This is a genomic window from Marinomonas algarum, assembly GCF_020532605.1.
Taxonomy (GTDB): domain Bacteria; phylum Pseudomonadota; class Gammaproteobacteria; order Pseudomonadales; family Marinomonadaceae; genus Marinomonas; species Marinomonas algarum.
Genome location: NZ_JAJATW010000015.1, coordinates 38,847 through 65,201, shown reverse-complemented (window position 1 = coordinate 65,201; position 26,355 = coordinate 38,847). Strand labels below are relative to the sequence as shown.

Below are 26,355 nucleotides of genomic sequence, written 5' to 3'. Positions count from 1 at the left end.
GCTTTTACACCAGACTTTGGTGCTCATTTCGCCTTAGGGATCGCTGTATACGCGTTTCTTCTTGGCGAATTCTCAGCAAATTGTCCTCAACAAAAACCAGATGAGCGTGTGCTGCGGCGCGAGCCGCCTCGGCGTCTCCTGCTATAATGGCTTGGTAAACGTTGGTGTGTTGTTCCATAACGTGCTGTCGGGCCGCTTTCTTTTCAAATAGATTTTTCAAATTGCTGGAAATACTCTTGGCTAACATGGTGTGCAGGCTGCGCAAAGTATGCTGCAAAACGACATTATGAGCCGATTCCGCGATGATCATATGAAATTCAACGTCTAGTTGTGCCTCTAAGGCCAAATTCTGTTTTTGATTGGCGTCCACCAGTTGTTTAAAGCATTGAGTCAGTTTGTTTTTGTCCGTCTCTGTACTGCGTAAGGCAGCATAATAGGCCGCGAGGCTTTCCAAAGCATCGCGGAATTCTAATTGGTCGTACAAAAATTCATCGTGGGAACTGATCAAATCTTGCAGTGGATCAGCAAACGAGCTGCCCAGCTGATCAGAAACATAAGTGCCACCGCCATGACGGCTAAACAATACACCACGTGCCACTAATTTTTGTATGGCTTCACGCAATGATGGGCGAGACACCTCGAAACGCGCTGCAAGGTCGCGCTCAGGGGGGAGCTTCTGCCCTGCGGTAAAGCTGCCTTCCAAGATCATGCTTTCGAGTTCTTGCACTATTATGTCAGAGATTTTGGGCTGCTTGACACGATGAAGGGGTTTAATTGTCATGGCGTTTCCTATCAGTAAATAACGTTACTTGGTCTTATCACATGTGGAACGATTCTTGTTTAAATATTAACCATTATTTTGGGTTGACAAAGTGAAGCCAGCTTCTTAATGTGCCACATAATTAAAGGGTAAATTGGTATGACCAATTTGTCCATGGTTATCAGTTTAAGACGTAAATAATTGTGTTGTCTTCACAAAAATAACAAATTTGCTTGAACGGGCGATGGCCCTTGGGATGTCTGATGAACGCTGCTTCGACGCTAACGGATAAAACCGCATTGTATAATGATATGTATCACGCTCTAAAAAGTGTGATTGACGAGTCTCGATTGATTCAAGACCCACTTCGTACGCTTGCTTATGGCACGGACGGTAGCTTTTATCGACTGATTCCTCAGTTGGTGGTACGTGTTGATAATGAAGACGAAGTTCGCCTTGTTTTAAAAGAAGCACGTGAGCGTGCCTTGCCGGTGACGTTTCGTGCGGCCGGTACCAGCTTGTCTGGTCAAGCGGTGACAGACTCGGTTCTTATGCAGTTGTCGGATAACTGGAAAGGTCATCGTATTCACCAACATGGCCATAGTATTTCTTTGCAACCGGGGATCATCGGTGCGCGGGCGAACCAAATATTAGCGCCTTTTCAACGTAAAATCGGCCCTGATCCGGCGTCGATTAACGCTTGTATGATTGGTGGAATCGCAGCAAACAATGCCAGTGGTATGTGTTGTGGTACGGCACAAAACAGTTATCACACCATTCAAAGTGCACGTTTGATTTTTGCTGATGGTTCTTTATTGGACACAGCAGACGAATCAAGTCGTCTGGTATTTGGAAACCGTCATGCGGATTTGTTGGATACCCTGTCGCGTTTGTCAAAAGAAGTACAAGCTAATCCTGATTTAGCAGAAAAGATTCGTCATAAATATCGTCTTAAAAACACCACAGGTTACAGTTTAAACAGCTTGGTCGACTTCCAAGATCCGTTTGATATTTTATTGCATCTAATGATTGGCTCCGAAGGGACCTTGGGCTTTATCAGTGAAGTGACCTACGAAACCGTGGTGGATCATCCAACTAAAGCCGCGGCGATGATTTTCTTTGAAAACATGGAAGCGACGTGTCGTGCGGTTATGGCGTTAAAAACATCTCCCGTTGCCGCAGTAGAGCTGATAGACAGAGCGGGCCTGCGCGCCGTCGAAGGCAAACCCGGTATGCCCTCCATGTTGTCTTCTTTAGGTCCTGATGCTGCTGGTTTGCTGGTGGATGTACGCGCAACAGATGAAGCGGAATTAGAGCAAACGCTAGCGTTAGTGAAGCAAGCATTAGACGGTCAGACGACATTAGGTGAGATTGAGTTTACCCAAGACAAAGCCATCTATGATTCTTATTGGAAAATTCGTAAAGGACTTTTCCCCGCTGTGGGCGCCGTTCGCCCAGTCGGTACGACCGTGATTATCGAAGACGTGGCGTTTCCTATTGAGCAATTGGCTGAAGGCGTATTAGAGCTGCAAGCGGTGTTTCAAAAGCATGGTTACAGCGAAGCGATTTTGTTTGGCCACGCGTTAGAAGGCAACCTGCACTTTGTGTTCACACAAGGCTTTGACGATCCCAAAGAAGTAACGCGTTATGAAAAGCTGATGGACGAAGTGGCCCAGTTGGTGGCCGTAAAATACAAAGGTTCTTTAAAAGCCGAGCACGGTACCGGGCGAAACATGGCACCGTATGTGGAGCTGGAATGGGGCAAAGAAGCGTACGATATTATGTGGGAAATCAAACGCGCGTTTGATCCACACACCTTGCTTAACCCCGATGTAGTGTTATCGCGCAATGCCAATTTGCATGTAGAAAATTTAAAACCCATGCCGAAAGCCAATGACAAGGTCGATACCTGCATTGAATGTGGCTTTTGTGAATCTTCTTGCCCGTCGAAATCGGTGACGTTAACACCTCGTCAGCGCATTGTGATTTGGCGTGAGATCCAACGTTTGATTGCTTCTGGCGACCAGCCCGAACGCCTCGCCGAATTACAAAAAGACTACGATTATCAAGGTGTGGATACCTGCGCTGGGTGCGGCTTGTGTTCTATGCAGTGCCCTGTTGGTATCAATACTGGTGATTTAACCCGTGAAATTCGTCACGATCGTCATCCAGACAGCAAGGTAGGTTATTGGGTCGCAGACCATTTTGCTGGTGTGACAAAAACGGCAAAAACCGGTTTGTCTGTTGCCGGAGCGGCGCGTGGAGTGCTTGGTAATAGCGGTATGAAAGCCGTCACTTCCGTGATGAATAAAGTCTCGGGTGGCACTGTGCCTAAATGGCATAACAGCATGCCGACGGCAGCAAACAGTATTCCTGTTCGTCAACTGGATGGCGCGCAAAAAGAAGTTATTTATTTCCCAAGCTGTGCGACACGAGTGATGGGCGCTGGTCCTAATGCCAGTGATAAACGCTCGGTGATGACGGTGATGTTTTCTGTGTTGGAAAAAGCCGGTTATAAGGTGACGGTTCCCAAAGACATTGAAAGCCAATGTTGCGGTATGGCGTTTCATTCAAAAGGACAATTTGATGCGGCGCAGCAAAAAGCCAGTGCGCTTAACGCTTTATTGATGACAGCCAGTGACAATGGTCGTATTCCGATTATTTGTGATGTGAGTCCTTGTACCTTGCGTATGCAGGAAAGCCTAGACGATCGTTTGGAATTGCACGAGCAAGTGAGCTTTTTGTCGACCCATGTGATGCCAAGCGTCACGATTCCGAAAAAGCTCAACAAAATGGCTCTGCATGTGACCTGCAGTACCACGCGAATGGGTTTGGCGGATCAGTTTGTTAGCTTGGCGCATCAATTAGCCGATGAAGTGGTGATTCCTTCTGATATTACCTGCTGTGGCTTTGCCGGTGACAAGGGATTTTCGACACCTGAACTGAACGGCAGCGCATTGAAAACGCTCGCTAAGGCGGTAGAGGGTTGTGAAGTGGGCTATTCGAACAGCCGTACTTGTGAAATTGGCTTAACGGAGCACAGTGGTATTGAATACCAGTCGATTGTTTATCTTGTTGATCAGTTGATGCAGCCAGGTGCTGTTTCCTAGACGGTGGTGGGTGTCTCTTTTAGGAAATATGAATAAAGGCTGTATTAGTTATATTGATTTTTGCTAATATTTACCCATTCACTGGTTTATCCGTGTCATTGAAATCACAGCAAGGAAATTTGGAATGAAACATAGAATCGTGTTTGCCATACTTATGTCGTTTACCCTGTCAATCTTTATGTCGGCGTGGATAACGTACGTCAACGTTGGTATTACGGAAAACTTCATTGAATTGTGGCTAAACGCTTGGGTGTTGGCATGGCCGGCAGCGGGTGTTATTTCCTTTATCGCTGGGCCATTTATGCATGGCTTTGCTCAGAAAATTGCCAGCAAACTCTGATATCTCTTCTCTACTGCTTTTTCAGTACTCATAATACACCCCAGTAAAACCGTTACTGGAGTGTATTTTTTTATCGTCTACACGTCATTTTGTGCATCAAAACGCTTTGTAGAAATAGAAGTGGCTCTCCACTCTGTCTAGGTTTTGTCATGCCTTATTGAGAGGCAAGAAATGAGCTTGTCAGAACGCTATAAAGTGTGTGAATAGTTGTCATTTTACTCAGTAAGCGTGATTCCGTTTTTGTGTCTTGTGTGATCGTTTTGTAATCAATTTAAGGATATTGTGAACCAAAACGCGATGCCTGTTATGCGCCTCTTAGACAGCACTAGAAGGCCTTCATAATTCGGTCCTTTTTTGCCACTGTTCCCCCTTCAAAGTCCCGTAGAATTGCTGTTTGCCCTAGTACGCTGACTTAGTGCCTTCACTCTGTAGTGTCTACAAAGTGTAAAGGAAATGATCAAAAAAGCGCTTCCTTTTTGCACTTTTTTTGCAAATTGTTTGATTTTTTAATTGTGCTTATCGGTAAAAGTTTACAAAAAAAAACCTTGATAAACATGCACGAAAATAAATCTACGCTTTGTAAGCTGTGCAAAGTTTGCTATATTCCGCATGTTTTTATTGATATATCGCAAGAAAATAAGATTTTTCTAATATAGCACCTTGATCTACATCGACTGTTAGTTAGAAAGCGCCTGCCAAGACGCCCATTATCTTACTTTTGATGCATTCAATTTAGTGTTTATTACCACTCGCAGAGTGATGATGAATTCTATGAGTTTACATTAAGCGCCTAGTTCGCTTGGCAAACCTGCTCTAGGACATTCTGAGGTTACAGATGAAGAAGAAACTGTTCCAGTCAACGATGGTATTTTCACTTGCACTTTTACTAAGTGGTTGTGATCTTGTCTTGTTCGATTCTAGCGGTGTCACAGGTAAACAAATTGGTGACACTATCCTACTCACGATGGGATTGATGCTTATTGTCGTTATTCCGACGATTTTAATGTCTATCTGGATTCCCTATAAATACCACACTAGTAAGAAAGATGAGTCTTATGATCCTGAGTGGGAACACTCCAGTAAGATTGAGTTTTTTGCTTGGGGTGTGCCTGTCGTCATCATCGTTGTGTTAGCGACAATCACTTATATCACCTCTTACTCACTTGATCCGCGTAAAGAGCTTGTTTCTGACAAGAAGCCTATGACGATTCAAGTGGTTGCAATGGATTGGAAATGGCTTTTCTTGTTTCCAGAAGAAAAGATTGCTGTGGTAAACGAAGTGTCTTTCCCTGTTGATACACCGGTTGAATTTTTGGTGACATCGCAATCTACCATGAACTCTTTTTACATTCCTAAGCTAGGCGGTCAGATCTATGCCATGGCCGGAATGGAAAACCGCATGAACCTTATGGCTCATGAAGAAGGTGAGTTCCGCGGTATATCATCAAACTACAGTGGATTTGGTTTCTCAGGCATGCGCTTTAAAGCCAAAGTAACGTCAGAGGAAGGCTTCGAAGAGTGGAAAGCAGGCGTTAGAGCCTCTGGCCAAGTGCTAACCGATGCTGAATATGATCGCTTAACTGAAAAGACACGTGATCATGAAGTAGAGTATTTCTCATCTATAAATCCTCTGCAATTTAAGAACATTATTGAGTCTTTTACGGGAGCCCAAAATGGTTCAAACTGATCTAATTAAAGATCCCCATGTGTTAACGGGTAAGTTGCACTGGGGTGTCATCCCTTTTCATGACCCCGTGGTAGCGCCAGTTATGTTTGCTGCTATCTTCGGTGGCTTATTGTTGGTTGCGTTTGTGACTTACAAGAAAATGTGGGGCTATCTATGGAATGAATGGTTTACGTCTGTTGACCATAAAAAAATAGGTATCATGTACTGTATTGCCGCGTTGGTGATGTTGGTACGAGGGTTCTCTGACGCTATTTTGATGCGGACCCACCAAGCCCTGTCATTGTCTGATGAATTCGGTGAAGGCTTCTTGCCACCGGAACATTACGACCAAATCTTTACCGCCCATGGCGTTATCATGATCTTCTTTGTGGCGACTCCGTTAATGGTAGGTATCATGAACGTGGTGATGCCATTGCAAATTGGTGCACGCGATGTGGCTTTCCCATTTTTGAACTCGTTAAGTTTTTACTTGTTCCTAGTGGGTGTTTTGTTGATCAACCTTTCTTTGTTTGTGGGTGAATTCGCAGCAACAGGTTGGTTGGCTTACACGCCATTATCGGGTATCGAGTTTAGTCCCGGGGTTGGGGTCGACTATTGGATATGGGCATTACAAATTTCCGGTATTGGTACAACACTAACAGCGGTAAACTTTGTTGCAACTATCCTAAAAATGCGCGCACCTGGCATGACAATGTGGAAAATGCCGGTGTTCACCTGGACGACCTTCTGTGCCAACATCATTGCCTTGGTTATTTTCCCAATCTTAACGGTAGCCATCGCTCAGTTAACCCTTGATCGTTATTTTGATTTCAACTTCTTCACCAATGATGACGGTGGAAATCAGATGATGTGGGTAAACCTAGTTTGGGCTTGGGGTCACCCAGAGGTGTACTTCTTGGTGCTGCCTGCATTTGGTATGATTTCAGAAGTAACGGCTACTTTCTCTCGTAAAAGATTGTTCGGCTATGTCTCCCTTGTTTGGGCGACCATTGCCATAACTATCTTGTCGTTCCTAGTATGGTTGCATCACTTCTTTACTATGGGGTCTGGTGCCAGCGTCAATGCCTTCTTCGGTATCATGACAATGATCATCGGTATTCCAACGGGTGTGAAACTCTACAACTGGATCTTTACCATGTACAAAGGTCGTGTAGAGCTGTCTGCTTCAATGTGGTGGGTAATTGCCATGTTGGTGACCTTTACTGTCGGTGGTATGACCGGTGTTATGCTTTCTATCCCTGCTAACGACTTTGTACTGCACAACAGTATGTTCGTACCTGCCCACTTCCATAACGTATTGATTGGTGGTGCAGTATACGGCTTCTTCGCTGGTTTCACTTACTGGTTCCCGAAAGCAACGGGTGCGAAGCTAAATGAAACGTTAGGTAAATGGTCTGTTGCACTTTGGTTCTTCGGTTACTTCTTTGCTTGGGTACCACTGTACTACACAGGTTTCGACGGCATGACTCGTCGCTTGCAGTACATCGACAACCCAGAATGGCAATTGCCTATGTATGTCGCTTTGATTGGTGTTGCTATGCTTGCTGCTGGTATTGCTGCACAAATTGCGAACATCGTTATCACGATCTACAAACGCAATGAGCCAGGCTACAAAGATGTGACAGGCGATCCGTGGGATGGCCACACACTTGAGTGGTACACAACATCACCACCACAGTTCTACAACTTTGGCGACGTTCCATACATCAACGATCGTGATCCTTTGCTTGATATGAAGCAAAAAGGTACGGCGTACAAACGTCCTGAGAAATATGAGCGCATTCACATGCCGAAAAATTCTTGGGCTGGTCCAGTGATTGGTCTGTTGACTCTACCACTAGGCTTCGGCTTTGTATGGCACATCTGGTGGATGGTCTATGTATCGGTTGCGGCTATCTTCGCGGCTTGGGTCAAGCTGAACTTCGAGCGTGATAAAGATTATTACGTTGAAGTGCCAGAAGTCGAAGAGATCGAAGGTCAGTTCTTGAAGAGTAATGAAGGTCGTCATTATTACTTTGAGCAGCACGCAAAACACTATAAAAAGTGGAAACCGTCAGATCAGAAATAACAGCGCGGTTATTGCGAAATAATCAATGAGCCGTCATTACAGCGCCGCCGTTTGGTGGCGCTGTAATCAGAATTTAAATTTTGGAAGATATTTATGACTGCATTAACTAACGATCATGATCTTCATGACCATGACGATCATCACCATCATGAAGCAGAAGCCGCTGATCGCTACATGTTTGGCTTTTGGCTATACATCATCAGTGACTGTTTGTTGTTTGCTACTTTGTTTGCAACTTACGCGGTTATGGGACAAAACTTCAACAATGAGATCACCCCTTACGAACTCTTTGATTTGGGTTTTGTGGCGGTTGAAACGGCACTCCTACTGTTGAGTAGTTTTACCTTTGGTATGGCAATGTTAGGTGCCAATGCTGAAAATATGGCGAAGATGAAGTTCTGGCTGATTGTCACGGCTTTGCTTGGCTTAAGTTTCCTTGGTATGGAAATTTACGAGTTTGTTCATTTTAGCCATGAAGGGGCAACGCCTCAAACCAGTGGTTACTGGACATCTTTTTATAGCCTAGTGGCAACACACGGTCTGCACGTAACAGCCGGTTTGATTTGGATGTTTTTCCTATTCATTCACTTCAATCGTGACGGGTTTACCAATGCAAACAAAATTCGTTTGGCTTGCCTAAGTTTGTTCTGGCACTTCCTAGATATCATTTGGATTTGTGTCTTTAGCTTTGTTTACTTAAGAGGAGCAATGTAATGTCTTCATCTGAAACAGGTCCAGGCGGACAAGCACACGGTTCAGTAAAAGAATACGTAACAGGTCTTATTCTTTCTATCGTGCTAACAGTAATACCTTTTTACTTGGTTATGACTGGCACTGGCAGCGATGCATTTGTGGTGATTACCATTGTTGTTGCAGCGATTGCTCAGATTATGGTTCAAATGGTGTTTTTCCTACACATGAACGGATCTTCCGAACAAACTTGGTTAACGGCGTCTGCTATTTATTCCGTGTTTATCGTATTGTTCGTTGTTGTCGGTTCATTATGGATATTCGAGCACCTAAACCACAATATGCTAATGGGTCACTAACCTAGTCGAGATAATTATGTTTAAAGACTATGTTTCGCTGACCAAGCCAGGCATTATCTTCGGAAATCTCATAGCCGCTGCAAGCGGCTTTTTCCTTGCTGCGAAAGGCAATATTGATTGGTCTGTGTTGTTGGCTGTACTCGTTGGAACGTCTTGTATCGTTGCAACGGGTTGCATCATTAACAACTATGTGGATCGCGATATTGACCTAAAAATGGCGCGAACAAAAGACCGCGCGCTTGCACAGGGTCGTGTTAGTGTGGCGTCGGCTTTTCTGTTGGCACTGGTTCTTGGTGTCATTGGTTTTGCTTTGTTGCATTACTACACGACGGTGTACGCTGTGCTGTTTGGTGCGATTGGCCTGCTTGTTTACGTTGGGCTTTACACACTAAAGTTTAAGCGTAATTCTGTTTACGGTACCCTTGTGGGCAGCTTGTCTGGCGCTTGTCCTCCTGTTATGGGGTATGTGAGCGTGACGAATGGTTTCGACGCGGGCGCGGCCATTCTGTTATTAACCTTTTGCTTTTGGCAAATCCCCCATTCCTATGCGATTGCTATCTGTCGATTCGACGATTACAAGGCGGCAGGCATACCGGTGTTGCCAGTGAAATATGGTATTCAAACCGCAAGATTACACATGTACGTTTATATCTTCGGTTTTGCTGTGTCTGCTTTACTTTTGGTGCAGCAAGGCTATGTAGGAAATGTTTATGCCCTAGTGATCAGCTTAATGAGCCTGTATTGGATTTACCTCGTAAAAGCTGGGTACAGCGTAGAAAATGAAAAAGCATGGGGTCGTAAGTTATTTGTTTTTTCTATCCTGATGGTGATGGTATTTAGTGTGTTGATTTCGGTCGACTATGTAGATCATGGACAGATGGCATCGGCCTTTATTTCTCACTCTTTAATGGCGACATAATCATGAACCAATCCAAAGTATTAAAAATTTCCATTGTACTGGCTGTTGTTTTTTCCATTCTGATCGTTGTTTTGTACGCAACAACCACGACGCGACCGATTGGTGAAAAGTATAAACAGCTCAGTGATCTTGGCGGGCCTTTTACTTTGCAGACAAAAGATGGACCCTTCTCACTTTCTGACATTGAAGGAAAAGTGGGTGTGGTCTATTTTGGTTTTTTAAGCTGTACTGAAGCGTGTCCGGCATCGATTGGTGTGGTTCAGGCTGCATACAAACAGTTAACCGCAGAAGAGCGCGCCAACGTTCAGTTCTTGTTCATCAGTGTTGACCCAGATCGAGATTCTTTAGACGATCTGTATGACTTTGGTGATTACTACGATAATGATTTGCTGGCGCTGACAGGTACTCAAGAACAAATTGATAAAGTCTCTACGGACTACGGTGTGTTTTTTGAACTTAAGGATCTAGAAGGTTCGGCATTAGGTTACACAGTCGATCACTCCTCGCGTTTTTACATGATTGATAAGCAAGGTAAGCTGTTTACAACCATGAGTCACAGTACCACGCCTAGTGAGTTGGCTGCACGTATTCAGCAACTGCAAAACATGTAAGATCATTCTCAAGCCTTGGCGCCATATAGGACTGTTAGGCGCCGACACTAAAGGACATATTATGAACAGTGCGCGTCGTTTTTTATCCCTTACTGCTCTTGCTTCTACCTTGTTATGGTCGTTGGGTGTGCAAGCTGACACCAAGATGTCGGTTGTCATAGAAGAACATGGCATTCAGCAATGCAAGTTGCCATTACTTTCTATGGCCGATGAAGTCATTGGGAAGAAAGAGCACCGGTTGCATGTGGATCAGCCGAAACAGCATGCGGATAAGTACCCTATCACTGTTGTGGGTGTTATTTCTTACAATGACAGTGATGCTCAAGTTCAGTTTATTGCAGCACCTATGGTAAACGGTGAGTGTGAAGTGTCTTATCAAGAGGCCTTTGCGCTAACAGAAAGTTGCCTAGTGGTGCGTGAGCAAGTCTTTAAAAAGTGGAAGTATATTGGTCGTTTAAGCGACGACAGTTTTTTCTTGCAACATAAGGAGCGTTTGACGAAGAACGCGACATTAACGAGTATCAAGTCTGGCACAGAGTGTTTAGTCACTCGACGTCATAGCGGTATTTAAGAGGGATCATTATGAAAAAAACAATAGCATCGTTACTGATAGCAGCCAGCCCATTGGCTTTTTCTGCTCAGCTAGAAATCAGCAAAACATACTTAAAAGCGAACACACCAGGCAGTGATAACACGCTTGCCTACATGGTGGCAGAGAACCCAACCGATGAAGATGTTCGTATCATTGGCGCAGAATCCACCGCCTCTGAGTTTACGGAACTTCATAGCCATACTATGGACGGTGATCGTATGATCATGCGTCATGAGAAATACATTGATGTTGATGCGGGCCAAACAGTACGTTTTGGACCACATGGCTACCATATTATGCTGATTAATCTAGAAAAACGCATGAAGCACGGTGAGCAAGAGACCATCACGCTAAAATACAATGATGGTACGTCACAAGCTTTCCAATTTAATGTCATTGATCCAAGAAAAGCAGGGTAAGCCCTGCTTTTGTCGATGCGCTTAAGGCTTATGTTTGTCCAGTAGCGCATCAATGCCTTCTCTCGTTACCTTGCCATATAAAGCGTCTACGACGTCACCCTCAGGGGATAATAAATAGGTTGTAGGCAATACGGCGGGTAATGAGAACGGCAACCCTTCCAAAGACGCGGTTTTTAACACGGGGAATTCAATACCGTGACGAGCAATCAAGCCCTTAATATCTTCATTTTCTAAACGATCATAACTGACACCAAACACACGTAAGTCACCGGTTGTTGCAATGGTGTTGAGTTCAGGTAATTCTTCTAAGCAAGGCTTACACCACTCCGCAAAATAGTTGACCAGCGTCCATTTATCACTCTTCCACGGATAAGACTGGCCGGATACGGCATCAAAAGACGGTGTGCTGCGTAAATTCATGACAATGATTAACGTGATGATAGGAATGAGCGCGCATCCCAGCATTTTTAGGGCAAAAGAGGTATTTTTAGTCAACATAAAAAGCTCAAGTAGCGTGAATGAAAAGATAGGATGTTTTGATTTTTAAGGGGTCTATGTGGTATCAAAACCTAATGTCATGATAACCATAGGCACTCACTCGGGCAAGGTGATGCCGAGTATTATAACCAAAGGGGATACAAATGAATGTGCGGCGAGTAAGTTGGGTTTCCATGGCGTTTTTACTGAGTTTTCCCCTCTGCTTTTCTAGCCATGCTCATGCTGCGCTGATACCCGTCAACGTCCCAAGTGTTGCGCCTTCCTCTGAAAGTGGTGTGCCGCTTATGCAGCGTTGTCAGGCGATTGAGACAGAAAAACACCCTAAGTGGCTCGACAATCAGCCGAATGATCTTATTGTAAGCGCGCAGTTTCACCCTCCCAGTAAACGCATTACTACGTCCCACTGCTTAGTGTCTGGTGTCATGTCGAAACGTTTAGGACCCAACGGAGAGCGTTACGAGACACGGTTTGAATTGCGTTTACCGTCTCGCTGGCAATCTCGGTTTGCTTATCAGTTTAACGACAGCCTGTATCAGGCCAACCCCGCTTTTGGCACCGTGACAGGGATGCGTGCCTCAGAGTACGCCATTAACCAAGGGTTTGCCGTGGTGTCCAGTAACAGTGGTTTACCGATTCAGCCATCCAGCCATCCTTTATTGCTTGATCCACAAGCTCGTAAGGATTTGGCGTATGCAGCGGTACAAGGTGTTAACCCGGTAGCGCGACAATTAACCGAGTATTTTTATCAGTCACCGATTAAGTTTGCGTATGGCATGGGGCAAGCGGACGGTGGACGTGTGGCCATGGTAGCCGCGACCCGATTTCCTACAATGTTTGATGGTTTATTGGTGGGCTATCCTGGTTTAAATGCGCCAAAAGCCGCTTTACAGCACCCATGGGACGTTCAGATGTTGAGCCGAGTCAGTAACGATATTCGCCAGTCATTGTCTGCAAGAGACTTAGATTTTTTTGCCCATCAATTGCTTGCTCGGTGTGACGGATTGGATGGGGCGTACGACGATATGATTTTTGCAATCGATGCTTGTCAAAATGTCTTTAACCCGAACGCGTTAGTCTGCAAAAGTGATTTTGATCGTGACTGTTTGGCGCTGGAAAAAGTCGGTGCGCTTGCTCGCATGCACAGAGGGCCACACAACAATAAAAACCAAGCCTTGTACACGGATTGGTTGTTCGATGCGGGCATTCGCTCTGACCATTGGCGACAATGGCGTGTGAACAGTACTGTATCCGCATGGGATGGCAAGCCGATGAGTGTTGCCCTTGGAGCCACGGCGTTGGCACAACTTTATAGCACGCCACCGATTGCCGTAAAGCCCGATATATATGCCTTAGAGTCCTATTTACAGGCTTTTGATTTCGACCGAGATGCCCCCGCGATCAGTGCCACCACTGAGTATTTTACAGATTCCGCCATGACCTTGATGACGCCTCCCAATGTGGCAAAACCAACTCTGACTGCTTTTAAACAGCAAGGTGGAAAAATGCTGGTTTTCCATGGCAACAGTGATCCGGTGTTCTCTGTAAAAGACACCATGCGTTGGTATGATTTTCTGGATTTTGCGTTAGAAGGTCGCGCCCATGAACTAGTACGTTTTTATCGTATCCCCGGCATGGTACATGGCCAAGGCGGTCCCGCTGCCGATCAATTCAATCTACTGTCGCCTCTTATGGCTTGGGTCGAACAGCAAAAAGCCCCTCAGTCGATTGTGGCTGCGACACGTTCAGATAACCCCGATGTGACTGACAGTATGAAAGGTATTACACGTCCTCTGTGTCCCTACCCAAGTTATGCCCGTTACCGCAGTGGTAATCCGAGAGAAGCGTCTTCCTTTCAATGTGTTAGGGTGGCAGAGTAGTGTGATCCTTTCAGAGCTCTGAGCTTCAGCGAGTTTGGTATCGCTTTCCATAAGCTTTGTGGCTAAGGCGGTGTTTTTCATCCTTTCCTAGTACTGTTTAAACACACACGTTATTATGCCAACGACTGATTATGTTTAGGTGCTACCCTATGACAAAAGGGTATGTTTGGAGGCAATATGCGTACAGAAGATCGGCACTTTATCTTGGGCTACGGCAGCTTAATCAATGGCGAGAGCCGTGCAAAAACCGGAGAAACAGGTGACGTTTGGCCCGTAAAATTACACGATTTTGAGCGCCATTGGTCAGAAATGTCGTGTGAGTTTGGCATGAGTTCTGTGGCCGTTGTGGCTGCACCAGGCAGAGCCTGTAACGGTGTACTGGTAGAAGTGCCACAGGATCAGTTTCCTTTCTTTGATGAGCGAGAAGTCGGCTATCAGCGGACTGAGGTCACACCGAGCCAATTGAGTGGTTATCAGCAAGGATCCTTACCGGCTGGCACTTATTGGGTGTATCACACCGATGAAGTTGTTGCTCCTCATCCAGGAAGCCCCATTGCCCTAAGTTATCTAGATGTCATCTTATCGGGGTGTTTAGAGCGCGGTGACGCGTTCACAGAAGATTTTTTAACCCTAACACAAGGCTGGTCTTCCCCTTTGCTCAATGACCGCCCTGCCCCACGTTACCCAAGAGCACAACCTGATGTCCCTACAGAGCGTTTGAATCGATTGCTTGCGCCTGTGACCACCCTTTCTATACAAGAGCTATCTGTTACTTATGAACCTTAATGCCACGAGTCAATTACTGGCGCGCAGCGACGATGCGCTGGTCGGTAAAATCCTGTTCGCCAACCCGGAAGATACTTATCCGCTTGATGTGAGCCAAACTGCAGAAGTGTTTGCATGGTGTCAATCAAAAACCCTTTATGATGCCTTAGCACGTGTTGGATTCTCAGAAGAAAAGCGCGTTTTATCGGCGCAATGGCTCCCTGAGAATGGACAAGATTTTGATCATGTTGTGATCTATCAACCCAAAGCCAAAGAGCTACTCGATTACTTGTTAGCCGCGGTTTTGCCGGTGTTGAAACTCGGAGGGCAGGTTTGGTTAGTGGGTGACAACAAAAGTGGCGTGAAATCGTCAATGAAGCGTTTGGAACAAGGTTTAGACGAAGTCGGTAAGCACGATGGCGCTAAGCATTGTCTGCTTTATACCGGCTACAAACGCCGTGACGCCAAACCTTTTGTGTTTGAGGATTGGATTGTGACATGGCAACAAGACGTCGCAGGGCAAAGTCTGACACTGTGCAGCCTGCCGGGCGTCTTTGGTCATGGTAAATTGGACAAGGGCACAGAGCTTTTTTTAACCCAGCTTGATCAGCATCGTTTTATGAGCGACGTTGCCCATGCACGTTTACTCGATTTTGGCTGTGGTGATGGCATTATTGCCTTGTGGCTGCACAACAAAACGGGGGCAAATATAACGGCTTTAGACGACAGTGTGTTAGCGCTCACTGCGACTGAGCTTACCTTTGCGGCTAACCAAGTGAGCCATGCAGTGACTGTGGTCGCGTCTAATGGTTTAGCCGATGTGAAAGGTCGCTTCAATTACGTAGTGACGAACCCGCCGTTCCATACCGGAGTGAACACTGACTACAGTATTGCAGAAAGCTTCTTTATGAATGTAAAACAGCATCTAACCTTAAACGGTGAGTTGTTTGTGGTGGCGAACGATTTCTTACGTTACCCACCGTTGCTCGATGCCGCTTTGGGCTCCCATACTCGCCTTTATCGTGATAAAGGCTTCGCCATTTACCATGGGCGACAGCCGAAGAAGCGTTAAGTACTCGTATAAAAAATGGCCCTTGTTGCAGCAACATTGTTGAAGCAACAGGGGCCATTTTTTTTAGGTGCGACACGTCAAATCAATGGCGTGTCTTCTTCACTGAAAGCCAAGCTATTTTTTGCTTTTATCCCAGATTTCAAGATCAATTTTACCAGCAACTTCCGGGTAGTCTTTTGGATCAAAAAGCGGTGAATCTGTGGTTTTACGTTGTTTGAAGTAGTCCTTGGTCATCTTCACAACCAAGCCAGACAGCAACAAGATGGCCACAAGGTTAATAGTGGCCATAAGACCCATGGCGGCATCCGCCAAATTAAAGACAGTGGCAACGCTTTCGTAAGCGCCCCAAACCACCATCATAAGCGCAACGACGCGTAAGACCAACACCCCGATCTTGCCTCCTTTTAAAAAGATCACCGCATTTTCGGCATAAGAATAATTACCAATGATAGAGGTAAAAGCAAAGAAGAAGATGGCAATGGCGATAAAGTAAGTCCCCACTGCGCCTATGTGTACCCCCATGGCCTCTTGCGTCAATGGCACACCGGTTAAGGTGGAGCCCGCATCAATTACACCCGAGAGCATGATCATGATAGCGGTCGCCGTACACACCAAAATCGTGTCAATAAAGACCCCAAGACCTTGCACCAAACCCTGTGAAGCAGGGTGATGAGGGTTAGGCGTTGCGGCGGCTGCAATATTGGGTGCAGACCCCATGCCGGCTTCGTTTGAGAATAACCCGCGCTTAATACCATTAAGCATGGCACCTGCGACACCACCGACAGCCTCTTCAAAGCCAAACGCACTTTTCACAATCAGAGCCAATATCGCAGGAACGTCAGATAAGTTAGTGAGAATAACGTACACCGCCACCAACAAATAAATGCCTGCCATTATCGGTACAACCAACTCTGACACTTTCGCCACGGTACGAATACCGCCAAAGATCACCACCCCTGCCAGTACCGCTAGGAAGACACCGACGTAAAGTGGTGGTAAGTCAAAGGCCCCTTCCATGGCACCGGCAATGGAGTTGGCTTGTACTGCATTGAACACCAACCCGAACGCAATGATTAAGGACACCGCAAAAATGGCACCGGCCCAAGGCGCGTTAAGCCCTTTTGACATATAAAATGCTGGACCACCACGCAATTGACCATTCTCGTCACGGGTTTTAAACAGTTGCGCCAAGCTGCTTTCTGCATACGCTGTGGCCATACCAACAAACGCCACCATCCACATCCAAAAGATCGCCCCGGGTCCACCGAGCGTTAAGGCAACAGCAACACCAGCGAGGTTGCCTGTACCAATACGCGATGCCAAACTGGTACAGAGCGCTTGGAAAGGCGAAATGCCACCATGACCGCGCTGACGAGCCTTCAAAACCGAGCGGAAAAATTCAGGCAAATGTCGAATCTGCAAAAACCCCAAACGCACAGTGAAATACAACCCCGCAGCCAATAACCCATAAATCAGGATATAGCCCCAGAAAATAGTGTTGAGAAAATTAATGATGGAATCCATACGGTGTTTCCTAAGAGGTGGAGTGACAAATTTTGCGCTAGCCTAAAGCTTTTCATCAGGGAATCACAGGCGCGGGCATCAAGTTGCACGAAGAATGCACCAATTGAGAAGAATGGCGTACACAGATTGTCTCGTCTCTTTCTATTGCCGCGTGCTACAGCGTGTTTTATGGTTAAATATCAATCAAGACACACAAACAGCCATAGGGATCTACCATGGATTCTGTTAAGGTGTCGCACTTTGAAAACGAGGCCACTTGGGTGGTCTATTGCTTACTTACCTTTAGGAATTGACTGTGAACAACAACGATGTACTACGCCGCCTTCGCTATACCTTTGACCTAAAAGAACTTGCAATTGTGGACATTTTTGCATCGGCTGATGGCGTCGCAACGCAAGAACAAATTACCGCTTGGTTAAAAAAAGAAGACGATGCAGGCTACGTTGAAATGATCGACATTGAGTTAGCCACCTTTTTGAACGGTTTCATCAACAGCAAGCGGGGGAAACGTGAAGGCCCACAACCCGTGCCAGAAAAGCGTCTCACCAATAACGCGATTTTTATGAAGTTACGCATTGCTTTGAACCTGCAAGCCGAAGACATCTTAGACATCATGTCTCTAGCGGAATTTAACCTGAGCAAACACGAATTGAGCTCTTTTTTTCGTAAACCGGACAACCGCCACTACTGCGAATGCAAGGATCAGATCCTACGTAACTTCTTAATGGGCCTACAAAAGCATTATCGCCCGAAGGCTTAGTGTGAAGCGTGAAAGAAAACAGCGAGCCGCCAGACCCAAATCTGGCGGCTTTTTTGTATATTAACGACACATAATGTACAAAGATTGCACTATTTGGCTATTTTATTCGTGCCTGCCTTGCCATATTGACTGTTCAAAATAACTATAAATTTTAGAAAACAGGTCAATATCCTTATGCTTATAAAAAATAAAGTAGCGCTTGCAGTTCTTGCTGCTGGCTTATCTACTCAAGCTTTTGCCCTAGATTTAGGCGAATATAACGGTACGAATGTGAGCATCGGTGGTTACTTAAAAGCCGAAGCCGTTATGAGCAATCCCGATGATGGTGAAAATGTTATAAAAGGCAGTGCCAGCCAATCACGCGTCAACCTGACTACCACTCGCACCGAAGGTGAACACAAGATCAAAGGCTTGGTAGAAGGTGATTTTAGAGGTGCTGGTGATGAGTTCCGCTTACGCCACGCGGCCATCACGGTAGACAATGTGACCGTAGGTCAAACTTGGAACGCTCAGTTCCTTGCGACTGCCCCATTAGACACGCCTATGATCAACTTCTATGGCCCAGGTTTTGGTACCATCGGTGGTAACGGTGCGGTTGTACGCCCAGACTTAGTCGTGCATTACGCCAAAGATGGTCTGCGTTTAAGCTTACAAGACCCTGTTTATACAGAAGCCAGTGTGCCTGATTTAGTGGCGGCTTACACAATGAAAACAGAGGCGGGTCATGCCTTCAATGTTGCTGTCACCGGCCGTGAAGTGGGTACAACAGGTAATGAGTCTGAGTTTGGTGCGGCCTTGTCGTTAGCGGCGAAACTGAAGTTTGGCGATACCAGCCTAACGCTTAGCGGCTTCTCCGGTGAAGGTGTAGCAGTTTATGCAGGTTGGGGTTATAGCGGTGCAGCGGGTGCCAACTCCCTCGCTGATGTTGATACCAGTACCAATGATCTCATCACAACTACCGGTTTCTCAGCAGGTATTACCCAACAGCTGAGCGAGAAATTAAAGGTGAACTTGCGTTACGGTCAAGTTTCAACAGACGAGTCAAGTTTAGCAGACGATACCATGAAGCTGACCACGGTGAACGCCATGTACGCTTATCTGCCAAGTGTTGATCTTGGTATTGAATGGCGTGACCAAAATGCTAAAAGCACTGGCGGAGCAAATAACCAAATCTCCTACCGCCCAGCTGGCCAGCAAGTCGAAGTGATGGCCATGTACAAGTTCTAATACATTCTAAAGAGCAACAATAAGACACACTGTGCTTACCCCTTTTGCTCAGTGTGTCTTTTCCTTTCTAAACAAACAATTAATTCGCACCCATCCGTAATGTTTGTGACGGCAATTCCCCAATCTGCTTACGGTATTGTGCTGAAAATCGCCCAAGATTCGTAAAGCCGTATTTCAACGCCACCTGAGTAACGTTTTTGACACTGTGGTTTGTGCGTAATTCAGAATGTGCATGCTCTAACTTTAACTGACGAATGTAGGCCGAGGGGGTTAAGCCCAACTCTCGTTCGAGAATGTTATAAAGTGATTTCCGACTTATCTGGCACACGTTAATCAGCTCATCGATGGTAATGTCGGTGGTGATATGACTCAGAATATAGTCATGGATACGTTGTACTTGGCGATGTATTGGCTGATTTGTGATTGTGTTTTGCCTAGAGGAAGGCGCAAATAAAGCCAAGATGGCGCTGTTTAATAATTTGCCATAGTAAGTGCGTGCACGCTCCCCAAGCTGTGTTGGGTTTTGCTGTAAGATATCGTTTAGTAAATTAAAGACAGGCCCAGCCATAGGAAACCGTTTTACTTCTGATACCGAGCGCGGTAGGTCGGAAGATAAAAAGTAGCCAAATTCTCGTGCCGTATATTGCAAAAAATCATTAGGAATATTGACCATCAATTTTCTACAGTTTGGGGAGTCGTCTGATACAAATTGACTGCCGGGAGACATGAAAATGCAGTCTCCTGCGTTCAGTATTTGCCCAACAGCGCTTTGTTCACGGCTTTGCCCAGCAAGGACGATTTGTAAGCAGTAGGCGTCTGATGCTTTAAACGTGTTGATGGATTCTTTCGCACCGGTTTGATATTCCAGAAAAGACAAATCACCAAAGACTTTGAAGCGTAACAGGGCAAGTTTATTTTGTGGCGTGTTTTCTAAAAAGCGATACTCACCAATGTGTTTTTTTAAGAAAAAATCCGTCACTATTTTTTCCGAGACATCAATGATTTGCACATCACACGAAGAGAAGTTAAACGTCATATTGGTACACCGAAAGTGAATTATTGTTATAAATCCGTTGTTTTTGGCTTGATTTTCACGTGTCCAAAGCATGTTGAGTACACAGAAAATCAGGCAAATAAACCATAAAGCGTTACATAAATTATTTAATATATAATATTAGTGTAATACTTTTCCGATGTTGGATCATCTTTTTTAAACTTTGGTGAGAGTGTAAAGCCCAAGAGGTGTTTTGAATCATTCATTTTGTGGCGCGAGCGATTTGTTATTGTGACAAATCACTTGAATGACCATGAGCAGAGGCAAAACAAGGCTCTACTCTGTTGCGACCCTTTTCTTTGGCTTGGTATAGGCGTGCATCAGCGGCATCCAGCAGACTTTTACTTGATGGCGAGTCATGAGTGCAAGACACCCCTAAAGACAAGGTGAGGTGGGATCGTATCAGCGAACTTTCATGGGGAATGCCAAGAGAGCTCACACTTTTTCGGATACTTTCGGCCAAGTTAATCGCGTCCTTTAGGTTGGTATAGGGTAGGACAACGACAAACTCCTCGCCACCAAACCGACAGGCTACGCCACCATGGCTGTCGACGATGCGCTGAATCGTGTGTGCCACCTGCTTTAAACCTTCGTCGCCTTGTGGATGGCCGTAGGTGTCATTAAAACGCTTAAAAAAATCAATATCGCAAATGATCATTGATAGAGGCGTATTGGCTTTTAGTGCGTTTGCGGATTCTTTTTTGAGTAATGCGTCAAAGAACCGGCGATTGTACAATCCTGTTAAGCCATCAATAAGGGCTTCTCGCTTAGCGGCAGAGAGCTTCTTCTCTTTACGCAATATCCATAAAAGAAAGATTTCCAATAAGATAAACGCCATAATTGAGAACAGAATATTTACCCAGAATGACCGATTAAAATCCACTATTAAGGGCGTAACATCTTCCCAAATTAAGACAAAGCCTACAGGAGGTAATGTGTTGTCTTTGGTCCCTTGGTAATCAAACAGTGGAAAATAATAAGAAGAAAAATAGCGTCCATCTTCTTCAAAAACCGTGGTGTTATTTTCGATAAATCCCTGATTAATGGTTGTTTTTGCGAGTACAGCTTTGACATCATCAGACGATGAAGCTTCAAGATAATAGTCAATATCCGTATTTTCTCTGAAGTAATTGCTTACATAGCTTTGCCACATGTTTTTTTTGACGTGCTCTTTTGACAGCAAGACAGCGTTCTCAACATTAAAGGTATGAGCAAACAAGGGCAGTATCTGCTTAAAGGATGTACCCACTTCGACGGCACCGACATAGGTTCGCTCGTTGGTTGCTGGGTCGGTGGTCCATACGGGGGAGACGCCTCTTAAGCCACTGTACACACGACCTGTTTCAAACCCCACGTGAGCTGTTTTTTCCGCATTGGTATCAATGATAGTAAAGCGTGTATTGTCCATGCGATCACCAAAGCGGTTGGGTTCATGGACACGCAGATAGCTCAGACTGCCTGGTCCGAGCTGATAGTGTAATTGTCTAACATTGAATTTTTGTACCGTGAGATCCCAGGGCACCTTAACCTTATCGAGAAGGGCTTTTCGCAGTTGACTTACTTTGTCGCTGTGCATGCCTTCTTTTTCAACGGCTTTTTTACCGGCGAGAAACAGTTGATTCAATTCGTCGTTATTACTGATAAAAGTCGACAGTTGCAACATGTTTCGATAGGTCATATTGAGCGTCAGATCAAACTCATTACGGTGATTTTCAGCTTGTTGTAATAAGGTATTTTGTAGAGTCTTGTGGGAGGTGTAATAGTTAATGGCAACAAAAAGCAGATCAATGCATAAGATAATGGCACTGATATAGAGAACGGATCTATTTCTGTGTTTTTCTATGGGTCGATGCTTTTTTATCATGTGAGAATAGAGGCGTTGCCTTTGCTTATTAAGTGACACTTAGAAATAGGAAAGTATTTTGTAACAAAATGTTGCGCTGGTGATCATAGCAAGCAAGTACGCGAATGTAACGCATGTTTACAGAGAACATAAACGCCATATTGAGACGTTTATGTTCTCGGTTTTACCGTTTGAAGTAGAAGGGGAATTTCGCTTTTAAACTGTCTGTGCGCTGAGTGCTCCTATGCGATTTTCTTCTACGGCGTGACAGGCAATCAAGTGATCTTTTTCCTGCTCGTTAGCGTGGTTTAAACGCAAAACAGGCGCTTCGCTGCGACAGCGATCATTGGCATAACGGCAGCGACCATGGAAGGCACAGCCGGACGGTGGGTTCAGCGGCGATGGCAGTTCGCCCTCCAGTTTGATGCGCACTCGGCGTTTTTCTGGCGAGAGTTGCGGCGTACTGGACAACAAGGCCAGCGTATAAGGGTGCTGAGGGTTATTAAATAACTGCTCCCGTGTGCCCTGCTCGACCACCTTACCCAGATACATCACCATCACATCGTCGGCGATGTGTTCCACCACAGACAAATCATGAGAAATGAATACATAGCTAAGGCCAAATTCTTGCTGCAAATCCATCATCAAGTTCAATACTTGCGCCTGAACCGACACATCCAGTGCCGATACGGGTTCGTCAGCAACAATCACGTTCGGATCGAGCATTAAGCCTCGTGCAATGGCAATTCGCTGACGTTGCCCCCCGGAAAACATGTGCGGGTAGCGATCATAATGTTCCGTTTTTAAGCCGACTTTCGCCATGATTTCCAAGGCTTTGGCTTTACGGTCTGCTTTTGATAGCTTGGTGTTAATCACCAGAGGTTCTTCTAAAATCGCGCCGATCTTTTTGCGAGGGTTCAGTGATCCATACGGGTTTTGAAAGATGATTTGAATCTTCTGACGCAGTTTTGCCTGCGCTTCTTTGCTTAACGTCAGTAAGTCTTCACCAAGGTGTGCCAAACGGCCTTCGGTGGGCGTTTCGATCATGGTAAGCATACGTCCAAGCGTCGATTTACCACATCCTGATTCCCCTACAACGGCTAAGGTTTTGCCCTTTTCAAGGTGAAAGCTGATGCCATCAACGGCCTTTACCACAGCGTCGGGTTTAAATAATCCTTGCTTGACCTGATAATGCTGTTTAAGGTTTTCCGCTTTTAAAATTAACTGGTTATCGTTGTGACTCATGCGGCGGGTCTCCCTTCTTTATCCAAAGGCGTGTGGCATTTTACTTGACGGTCAAGGTCGCCCTGATTGATTGGCGCCACGTTACGGCAATGGTCAGTAGCGTATGGACAACGAGGGCTCAGCAAGCAACCGACAGGTCGATCATATTGTCCTGGCACGACACCCGGTAAGGCATCCAGTCGTGCTTTACCGGCCGCGGATTCGGGCAACGAAGCCAACAAAGCTTGGGTGTACGGGTGTTTCGGTGTGCTAAACACCTCGGAAGCGGGGCCTGATTCAACAATTTGACCCGCATACATCACGATAACGCGGTGAGCCACTTCAGCCACTAAGGCAAGGTCGTGCGTAATCAGCACCAAGCCCATTTGTTTTTTACGTTGTAAATCAATCAGCAAATCAATAATTTGTGCCTGAATCGTCACATCCAGCGCGGTGGTCGGCTCATCGGCAATGAGCAAACGCGGATCACAGGCAATCGACATGGCGATCATCACCCGCTGGCTCATACCGCCGGATAACTGGTGTGGGTAATTGCTCAAGCGCGACTCTGGTGCGGGAATGCCCACTTGGGTGAGCAGTTCAATGGCGCGTGCTTTGAGCTCTTTTTTGCTGCCGCCCTGATGCGTTTTCAACGCTTCCATAATCTGATAACCCACGGTAAAACACGGGTTCAAACTGGTCATCGGGTCTTGGAAAATCATTGCGATGTCGGAGCCGGTGAGCTTACGACGCTGTGCTTCCGGCATGGCCTGCAAATCTTGATTCTCAAACGTCAACTGATCGGCACTGACCTTACCGGGAAAGTCGATTAAGCCCATGATGGATAAAGAGCTGACACTTTTGCCCGAGCCGGATTCACCGACAATGCCCAGCACTTCGCCTTCTTCTACTTTGTAACTGATGTTATCCACGGCGCGAAAATTGCCGAAGGTAACGCTTAAATTGTCCAACTGTAACAGTGACATAACAACCTCTCTTACTGTTTCAACTTGGGATCAAGGGCATCACGTAAGCCATCGCCCATGAGGTTAAACGCCAATACGGTGATCAAAATCATCAAACCGGGGAAGGTCACCACCCACCAAGCGCGTTGTACGAATTGCAAAGCATCGGCCAGCATGGAGCCCCACTCTGGCGTGGGTGGCTGTGCGCCGAGTCCCAAAAAGCCCAATGCAGCCATGTCCAAAATCGCGCTGGAAAAGCCTAGTGTGGCTTGTACGATCAAAGGCGCGAGGCAGTTAGGTAAAATGCAGACAAACATTAAGCGCAGTGGACCGGCGCCAATGACTTTCGACGAGGTAACGTAATCGCGAGACATTTCCGCCATGGTGGCAGCACGGGTCAAACGCACATAATGAGGTAAAGAGACAATGGAAATCGCCAAGGCCGCGTTGACAATGCTCGGCCCTAAAATCGCCACGATGGCAATCGCCAGCAACAAGCTCGGCATGGCCAACATGATGTCGACGATACGCATAATGGCGGTGTCGATCATGCCTTTGAAATAACCGGCGATCAGACCAAGCAAAATCCCCATAATCAAGGACGCTGAAACCGCCACCAAGCCCACGGCAATAGACAAACGAGAACCGTATATTAGACGCGACAAAATATCGCGGCCTACGTCATCGGTTCCTAATACAAACGACCAGTTGCCACCTTCCAACCAAGCTGGTGGTAGTAACAAGGCATCACGGTATTGGTCGGATGGCGAATGAGGCGCAACAACGTTCGCAAACATCGCCATAAAGCAAATAATCACAATGACGACCAAGCCAGCCACCGCGCCTTTATTGCTACTAAAATAGTGCCAGAATTCTTGCAATGGCGTCATGGGAACCGGTGCTGTGTGGATGGCATCAGCGGTTTGTGTCGTGGACGTTTTGGTTGAAGTAGTCATAAACGCCTCCTTATCGGCTGTGTCGAATACGTGGATTTACAATGCCGTAGGTAATGTCTACCAAAAGATTCACGACAATAATGATACAAGCGACGATCAAAATACCGCCTTGTACAACGGGGTAATCTCGGCGACCGATGGACTCAATCAACCATTTCCCTATGCCCGGCCAAGCAAACACGGTTTCGGTCAGAATCGCACCAGACAGCAAGATACCGACTTGCAAGCCGATCACCGTAATCACCGGAATCAAGGCATTGCGCAGCGCGTGAATAACGATCACTCGCCATGGTGCGATGCCTTTGGCGCGGGCGGTACGAATGTAGTCTTCGCTTAATACTTCCAACATGGAAGAGCGTGTCATGCGAGCAATCACCGCCATAGGAATGGTACCGAGGACGATACTGGGCAAAATAAGGTGGGAAACCGCGGAGCCAAAAGCGCCTTCTTCACCCGATAAGAGCGAGTCGATTAACATAAAACCGGTGACGTCGTCGATCCAATACACTACGTCGATCCGCCCCGAGACGGGTGTCCAGCCGAGGTTGACGGAAAACACCAGCATCAACAGCAGTGCCCACCAGAAAATGGGCATGGAATACCCGGTGAGGGAGAAGGTCATCACGGAATGATCGACAATCGTCCCGCGTTTGACGGCGGCAAAAATCCCCGCAGGCAAACCAATAAAAATAGCAAAAATAGCCGCACAGGTAGCCAGTTCAATGGTGGCAGGAAATAGGGTTAAAAATTCACTCATCACAGGTTCGCGCGTGATCAAGGAATTGCCTAGATCCCCTTGTAATACGCCACTGACATAATTGAAATATTGTACGTATAGGGGCTGATCAAAGCCGAGTTGAGCGCTTAATTCAGCGTGACGTTCGGCACTGACACCGCGTTCACCGGCCATGACTTCGATCGGGTCGCCGGGAATCAAACGGATAAGGGTAAAGGTCAGTAGAGTGATGCCAATAAAGGTCGGAATCACCAGACTTAAGCGACGAAAAATAAATTGGAACATAAAGGACAGGCTCT

The 26,355-nt window shown here is 46.1% G+C and carries 24 protein-coding genes; 15 read left to right on the top strand and 9 right to left on the bottom strand.

Features of this window, described 5'->3' with window-relative positions; all coding sequences use genetic code 11:
• Nucleotides 1–4: 4 nt before the first annotated feature.
• Nucleotides 5–781 carry an FCD domain-containing protein gene (locus LG368_RS10780; protein WP_226754727.1) on the bottom strand — a complete coding sequence of 259 codons (777 nt, stop codon included), beginning with the start codon at nt 779–781 and terminating at the stop codon, nt 5–7.
• A gap of 242 nt (nt 782–1,023) precedes the next feature.
• Between LG368_RS10780 and LG368_RS10775 the strand changes: the two genes are divergently transcribed.
• The 10 genes from LG368_RS10775 to LG368_RS10730 all read left to right on the top strand — a co-directional run bounded on the left by LG368_RS10775 (nt 1,024) and on the right by LG368_RS10730 (nt 11,555).
• On the top strand, nt 1,024–3,870 hold the full coding sequence (locus LG368_RS10775) for an FAD-binding and (Fe-S)-binding domain-containing protein (RefSeq protein ID WP_226754726.1): 2,847 nt from the start codon (nt 1,024–1,026) through the stop codon (nt 3,868–3,870).
• 124 nt (nt 3,871–3,994) lie between these two features.
• Nucleotides 3,995–4,210, top strand: a complete 216-nt coding sequence (locus LG368_RS10770) for a DUF2798 domain-containing protein (protein WP_226754725.1) — start codon at nt 3,995–3,997, stop codon at nt 4,208–4,210.
• Between the two features lie 835 nt (nt 4,211–5,045).
• Complete coding sequence (gene cyoA, locus LG368_RS10765; RefSeq protein WP_226754724.1) at nt 5,046–5,897, top strand: ubiquinol oxidase subunit II; 852 nt, start codon at nt 5,046–5,048, stop codon at nt 5,895–5,897.
• Nucleotides 5,884–7,965 (top strand): cbb3-type cytochrome c oxidase subunit I, encoded by a 2,082-nt coding sequence (locus LG368_RS10760; protein ID WP_420827964.1) that lies wholly within the window; start codon nt 5,884–5,886, stop codon nt 7,963–7,965. The genes cyoA and LG368_RS10760 overlap by 14 nt, the downstream gene beginning before the upstream one ends.
• A 93-nt stretch (nt 7,966–8,058) precedes the next feature.
• Complete coding sequence (gene cyoC, locus LG368_RS10755) at nt 8,059–8,679, top strand: cytochrome o ubiquinol oxidase subunit III (protein ID WP_226754723.1); 621 nt, start codon at nt 8,059–8,061, stop codon at nt 8,677–8,679.
• Nucleotides 8,679–9,014, top strand: coding sequence for a cytochrome o ubiquinol oxidase subunit IV (gene cyoD / locus LG368_RS10750; RefSeq protein ID WP_226754722.1), 336 nt, complete (start codon nt 8,679–8,681; stop codon nt 9,012–9,014). The genes cyoC and cyoD overlap by 1 nt, the downstream gene beginning before the upstream one ends.
• Nucleotides 9,015–9,030: 16 nt before the next feature.
• Nucleotides 9,031–9,933 carry a heme o synthase gene (cyoE, locus tag LG368_RS10745; protein ID WP_264194038.1) on the top strand — a complete coding sequence of 301 codons (903 nt, stop codon included), beginning with the start codon at nt 9,031–9,033 and terminating at the stop codon, nt 9,931–9,933.
• A gap of 2 nt (nt 9,934–9,935) precedes the next feature.
• Nucleotides 9,936–10,544 carry an SCO family protein gene (locus LG368_RS10740; RefSeq protein WP_226754721.1) on the top strand — a complete coding sequence of 203 codons (609 nt, stop codon included), beginning with the start codon at nt 9,936–9,938 and terminating at the stop codon, nt 10,542–10,544.
• A 61-nt stretch (nt 10,545–10,605) separates the two neighbouring features.
• A complete protein-coding gene (locus LG368_RS10735; RefSeq protein WP_226754720.1) occupies nt 10,606–11,115 on the top strand; it encodes a hypothetical protein in 510 nt (169 codons plus the stop codon).
• Nucleotides 11,116–11,126: 11 nt separating this feature from the next.
• Entirely contained in the window at nt 11,127–11,555 is a 429-nt protein-coding gene (locus LG368_RS10730) for a copper chaperone PCu(A)C (RefSeq protein WP_226754719.1), read from the top strand.
• Between the two features lie 21 nt (nt 11,556–11,576).
• On the opposite strand, the gene LG368_RS10725 is transcribed toward LG368_RS10730, so the two are convergent.
• Nucleotides 11,577–12,053 carry a TlpA family protein disulfide reductase gene (locus LG368_RS10725; protein ID WP_226754718.1) on the bottom strand — a complete coding sequence of 159 codons (477 nt, stop codon included), beginning with the start codon at nt 12,051–12,053 and terminating at the stop codon, nt 11,577–11,579.
• Between the two features lie 143 nt (nt 12,054–12,196).
• Here LG368_RS10725 and LG368_RS10720 point away from each other — a divergent pair, with 143 nt between their 5' ends.
• The 3 genes from LG368_RS10720 (at nt 12,197) to LG368_RS10710 (ending at nt 15,767) form a co-directional block, all read left to right on the top strand.
• Nucleotides 12,197–13,930 carry a tannase/feruloyl esterase family alpha/beta hydrolase gene (locus LG368_RS10720; RefSeq protein ID WP_226754717.1) on the top strand — a complete coding sequence of 578 codons (1,734 nt, stop codon included), beginning with the start codon at nt 12,197–12,199 and terminating at the stop codon, nt 13,928–13,930.
• A 177-nt stretch (nt 13,931–14,107) separates the two neighbouring features.
• On the top strand, nt 14,108–14,716 hold the full coding sequence (locus LG368_RS10715) for a gamma-glutamylcyclotransferase family protein (RefSeq protein ID WP_226754716.1): 609 nt from the start codon (nt 14,108–14,110) through the stop codon (nt 14,714–14,716).
• Nucleotides 14,706–15,767, top strand: coding sequence for a class I SAM-dependent methyltransferase (locus tag LG368_RS10710; protein ID WP_226754715.1), 1,062 nt, complete (start codon nt 14,706–14,708; stop codon nt 15,765–15,767). Before LG368_RS10715 ends, LG368_RS10710 begins: the two co-directional genes overlap by 11 nt.
• Nucleotides 15,768–15,881: 114 nt before the next feature.
• On the opposite strand, the gene LG368_RS10705 is transcribed toward LG368_RS10710, so the two are convergent.
• Nucleotides 15,882–17,291 carry an alanine/glycine:cation symporter family protein gene (locus LG368_RS10705; RefSeq protein ID WP_226754714.1) on the bottom strand — a complete coding sequence of 470 codons (1,410 nt, stop codon included), beginning with the start codon at nt 17,289–17,291 and terminating at the stop codon, nt 15,882–15,884.
• Between the two features lie 295 nt (nt 17,292–17,586).
• Here LG368_RS10705 and LG368_RS10700 point away from each other — a divergent pair, with 295 nt between their 5' ends.
• Entirely contained in the window at nt 17,587–18,051 is a 465-nt protein-coding gene (locus LG368_RS10700; protein WP_226754713.1) for a YehS family protein, read from the top strand.
• 174 nt (nt 18,052–18,225) lie between these two features.
• On the top strand, nt 18,226–19,278 hold the full coding sequence (locus tag LG368_RS10695; RefSeq protein WP_226754712.1) for a hypothetical protein: 1,053 nt from the start codon (nt 18,226–18,228) through the stop codon (nt 19,276–19,278).
• 79 nt (nt 19,279–19,357) lie between these two features.
• On the opposite strand, the gene LG368_RS10690 is transcribed toward LG368_RS10695, so the two are convergent.
• The 6 genes from LG368_RS10690 to LG368_RS10665 form a co-directional block, all read right to left on the bottom strand.
• On the bottom strand, nt 19,358–20,314 hold the full coding sequence (locus tag LG368_RS10690) for an AraC family transcriptional regulator (RefSeq protein WP_226754711.1): 957 nt from the start codon (nt 20,312–20,314) through the stop codon (nt 19,358–19,360).
• Nucleotides 20,315–20,558: 244 nt separating this feature from the next.
• Nucleotides 20,559–22,196, bottom strand: a complete 1,638-nt coding sequence (locus LG368_RS10685; RefSeq protein WP_226754710.1) for a sensor domain-containing diguanylate cyclase — start codon at nt 22,194–22,196, stop codon at nt 20,559–20,561.
• A gap of 195 nt (nt 22,197–22,391) precedes the next feature.
• Nucleotides 22,392–23,420: a peptide ABC transporter ATP-binding protein gene (locus LG368_RS10680; RefSeq protein ID WP_226754709.1), complete on the bottom strand. Its 1,029-nt coding sequence runs from the start codon at nt 23,418–23,420 to the stop codon at nt 22,392–22,394.
• Entirely contained in the window at nt 23,417–24,385 is a 969-nt protein-coding gene (gene dppD / locus LG368_RS10675; RefSeq protein ID WP_226754708.1) for a dipeptide ABC transporter ATP-binding protein, read from the bottom strand. The genes LG368_RS10680 and dppD overlap by 4 nt, the downstream gene beginning before the upstream one ends.
• Nucleotides 24,386–24,396: 11 nt before the next feature.
• A complete protein-coding gene (gene dppC, locus LG368_RS10670) occupies nt 24,397–25,320 on the bottom strand; it encodes a dipeptide ABC transporter permease DppC (protein ID WP_226754707.1) in 924 nt (307 codons plus the stop codon).
• Nucleotides 25,321–25,330: 10 nt separating this feature from the next.
• The gene (locus LG368_RS10665) at nt 25,331–26,341 is read right to left on the bottom strand and encodes an ABC transporter permease subunit (RefSeq protein WP_226754706.1); all 1,011 of its coding nucleotides are present in this window, start codon (nt 26,339–26,341) and stop codon (nt 25,331–25,333) included.
• Nucleotides 26,342–26,355: the final 14 nt, after the last annotated feature.

Bases quoted from the DNA above. Each gene is read 5' to 3' on its own strand.
- LG368_RS10780 (WP_226754727.1), bottom strand. From the start codon at position 781: ATGACAATTAAACCCCTTCATCGTGTCAAGCAGCCCAAAATCTCTGAC.
- LG368_RS10775 (WP_226754726.1), top strand. From the start codon at position 1,024: ATGAACGCTGCTTCGACGCTAACGGATAAAACCGCATTGTATAATGAT.
- LG368_RS10770 (WP_226754725.1), top strand. From the start codon at position 3,995: ATGAAACATAGAATCGTGTTTGCCATACTTATGTCGTTTACCCTGTCA.
- cyoA (WP_226754724.1), top strand. From the start codon at position 5,046: ATGAAGAAGAAACTGTTCCAGTCAACGATGGTATTTTCACTTGCACTT.
- LG368_RS10760 (WP_420827964.1), top strand. From the start codon at position 5,884: ATGGTTCAAACTGATCTAATTAAAGATCCCCATGTGTTAACGGGTAAG.
- cyoC (WP_226754723.1), top strand. From the start codon at position 8,059: ATGACTGCATTAACTAACGATCATGATCTTCATGACCATGACGATCAT.
- cyoD (WP_226754722.1), top strand. From the start codon at position 8,679: ATGTCTTCATCTGAAACAGGTCCAGGCGGACAAGCACACGGTTCAGTA.
- cyoE (WP_264194038.1), top strand. From the start codon at position 9,031: ATGTTTAAAGACTATGTTTCGCTGACCAAGCCAGGCATTATCTTCGGA.
- LG368_RS10740 (WP_226754721.1), top strand. From the start codon at position 9,936: ATGAACCAATCCAAAGTATTAAAAATTTCCATTGTACTGGCTGTTGTT.
- LG368_RS10735 (WP_226754720.1), top strand. From the start codon at position 10,606: ATGAACAGTGCGCGTCGTTTTTTATCCCTTACTGCTCTTGCTTCTACC.
- LG368_RS10730 (WP_226754719.1), top strand. From the start codon at position 11,127: ATGAAAAAAACAATAGCATCGTTACTGATAGCAGCCAGCCCATTGGCT.
- LG368_RS10725 (WP_226754718.1), bottom strand. From the start codon at position 12,053: ATGTTGACTAAAAATACCTCTTTTGCCCTAAAAATGCTGGGATGCGCG.
- LG368_RS10720 (WP_226754717.1), top strand. From the start codon at position 12,197: ATGAATGTGCGGCGAGTAAGTTGGGTTTCCATGGCGTTTTTACTGAGT.
- LG368_RS10715 (WP_226754716.1), top strand. From the start codon at position 14,108: ATGCGTACAGAAGATCGGCACTTTATCTTGGGCTACGGCAGCTTAATC.
- LG368_RS10710 (WP_226754715.1), top strand. From the start codon at position 14,706: ATGAACCTTAATGCCACGAGTCAATTACTGGCGCGCAGCGACGATGCG.
- LG368_RS10705 (WP_226754714.1), bottom strand. From the start codon at position 17,291: ATGGATTCCATCATTAATTTTCTCAACACTATTTTCTGGGGCTATATC.
- LG368_RS10695 (WP_226754712.1), top strand. From the start codon at position 18,226: ATGCTTATAAAAAATAAAGTAGCGCTTGCAGTTCTTGCTGCTGGCTTA.
- LG368_RS10690 (WP_226754711.1), bottom strand. From the start codon at position 20,314: ATGACGTTTAACTTCTCTTCGTGTGATGTGCAAATCATTGATGTCTCG.
- LG368_RS10685 (WP_226754710.1), bottom strand. From the start codon at position 22,196: ATGATAAAAAAGCATCGACCCATAGAAAAACACAGAAATAGATCCGTT.
- LG368_RS10680 (WP_226754709.1), bottom strand. From the start codon at position 23,420: ATGAGTCACAACGATAACCAGTTAATTTTAAAAGCGGAAAACCTTAAA.
- dppD (WP_226754708.1), bottom strand. From the start codon at position 24,385: ATGTCACTGTTACAGTTGGACAATTTAAGCGTTACCTTCGGCAATTTT.
- dppC (WP_226754707.1), bottom strand. From the start codon at position 25,320: ATGACTACTTCAACCAAAACGTCCACGACACAAACCGCTGATGCCATC.
- LG368_RS10665 (WP_226754706.1), bottom strand. From the start codon at position 26,341: ATGTTCCAATTTATTTTTCGTCGCTTAAGTCTGGTGATTCCGACCTTT.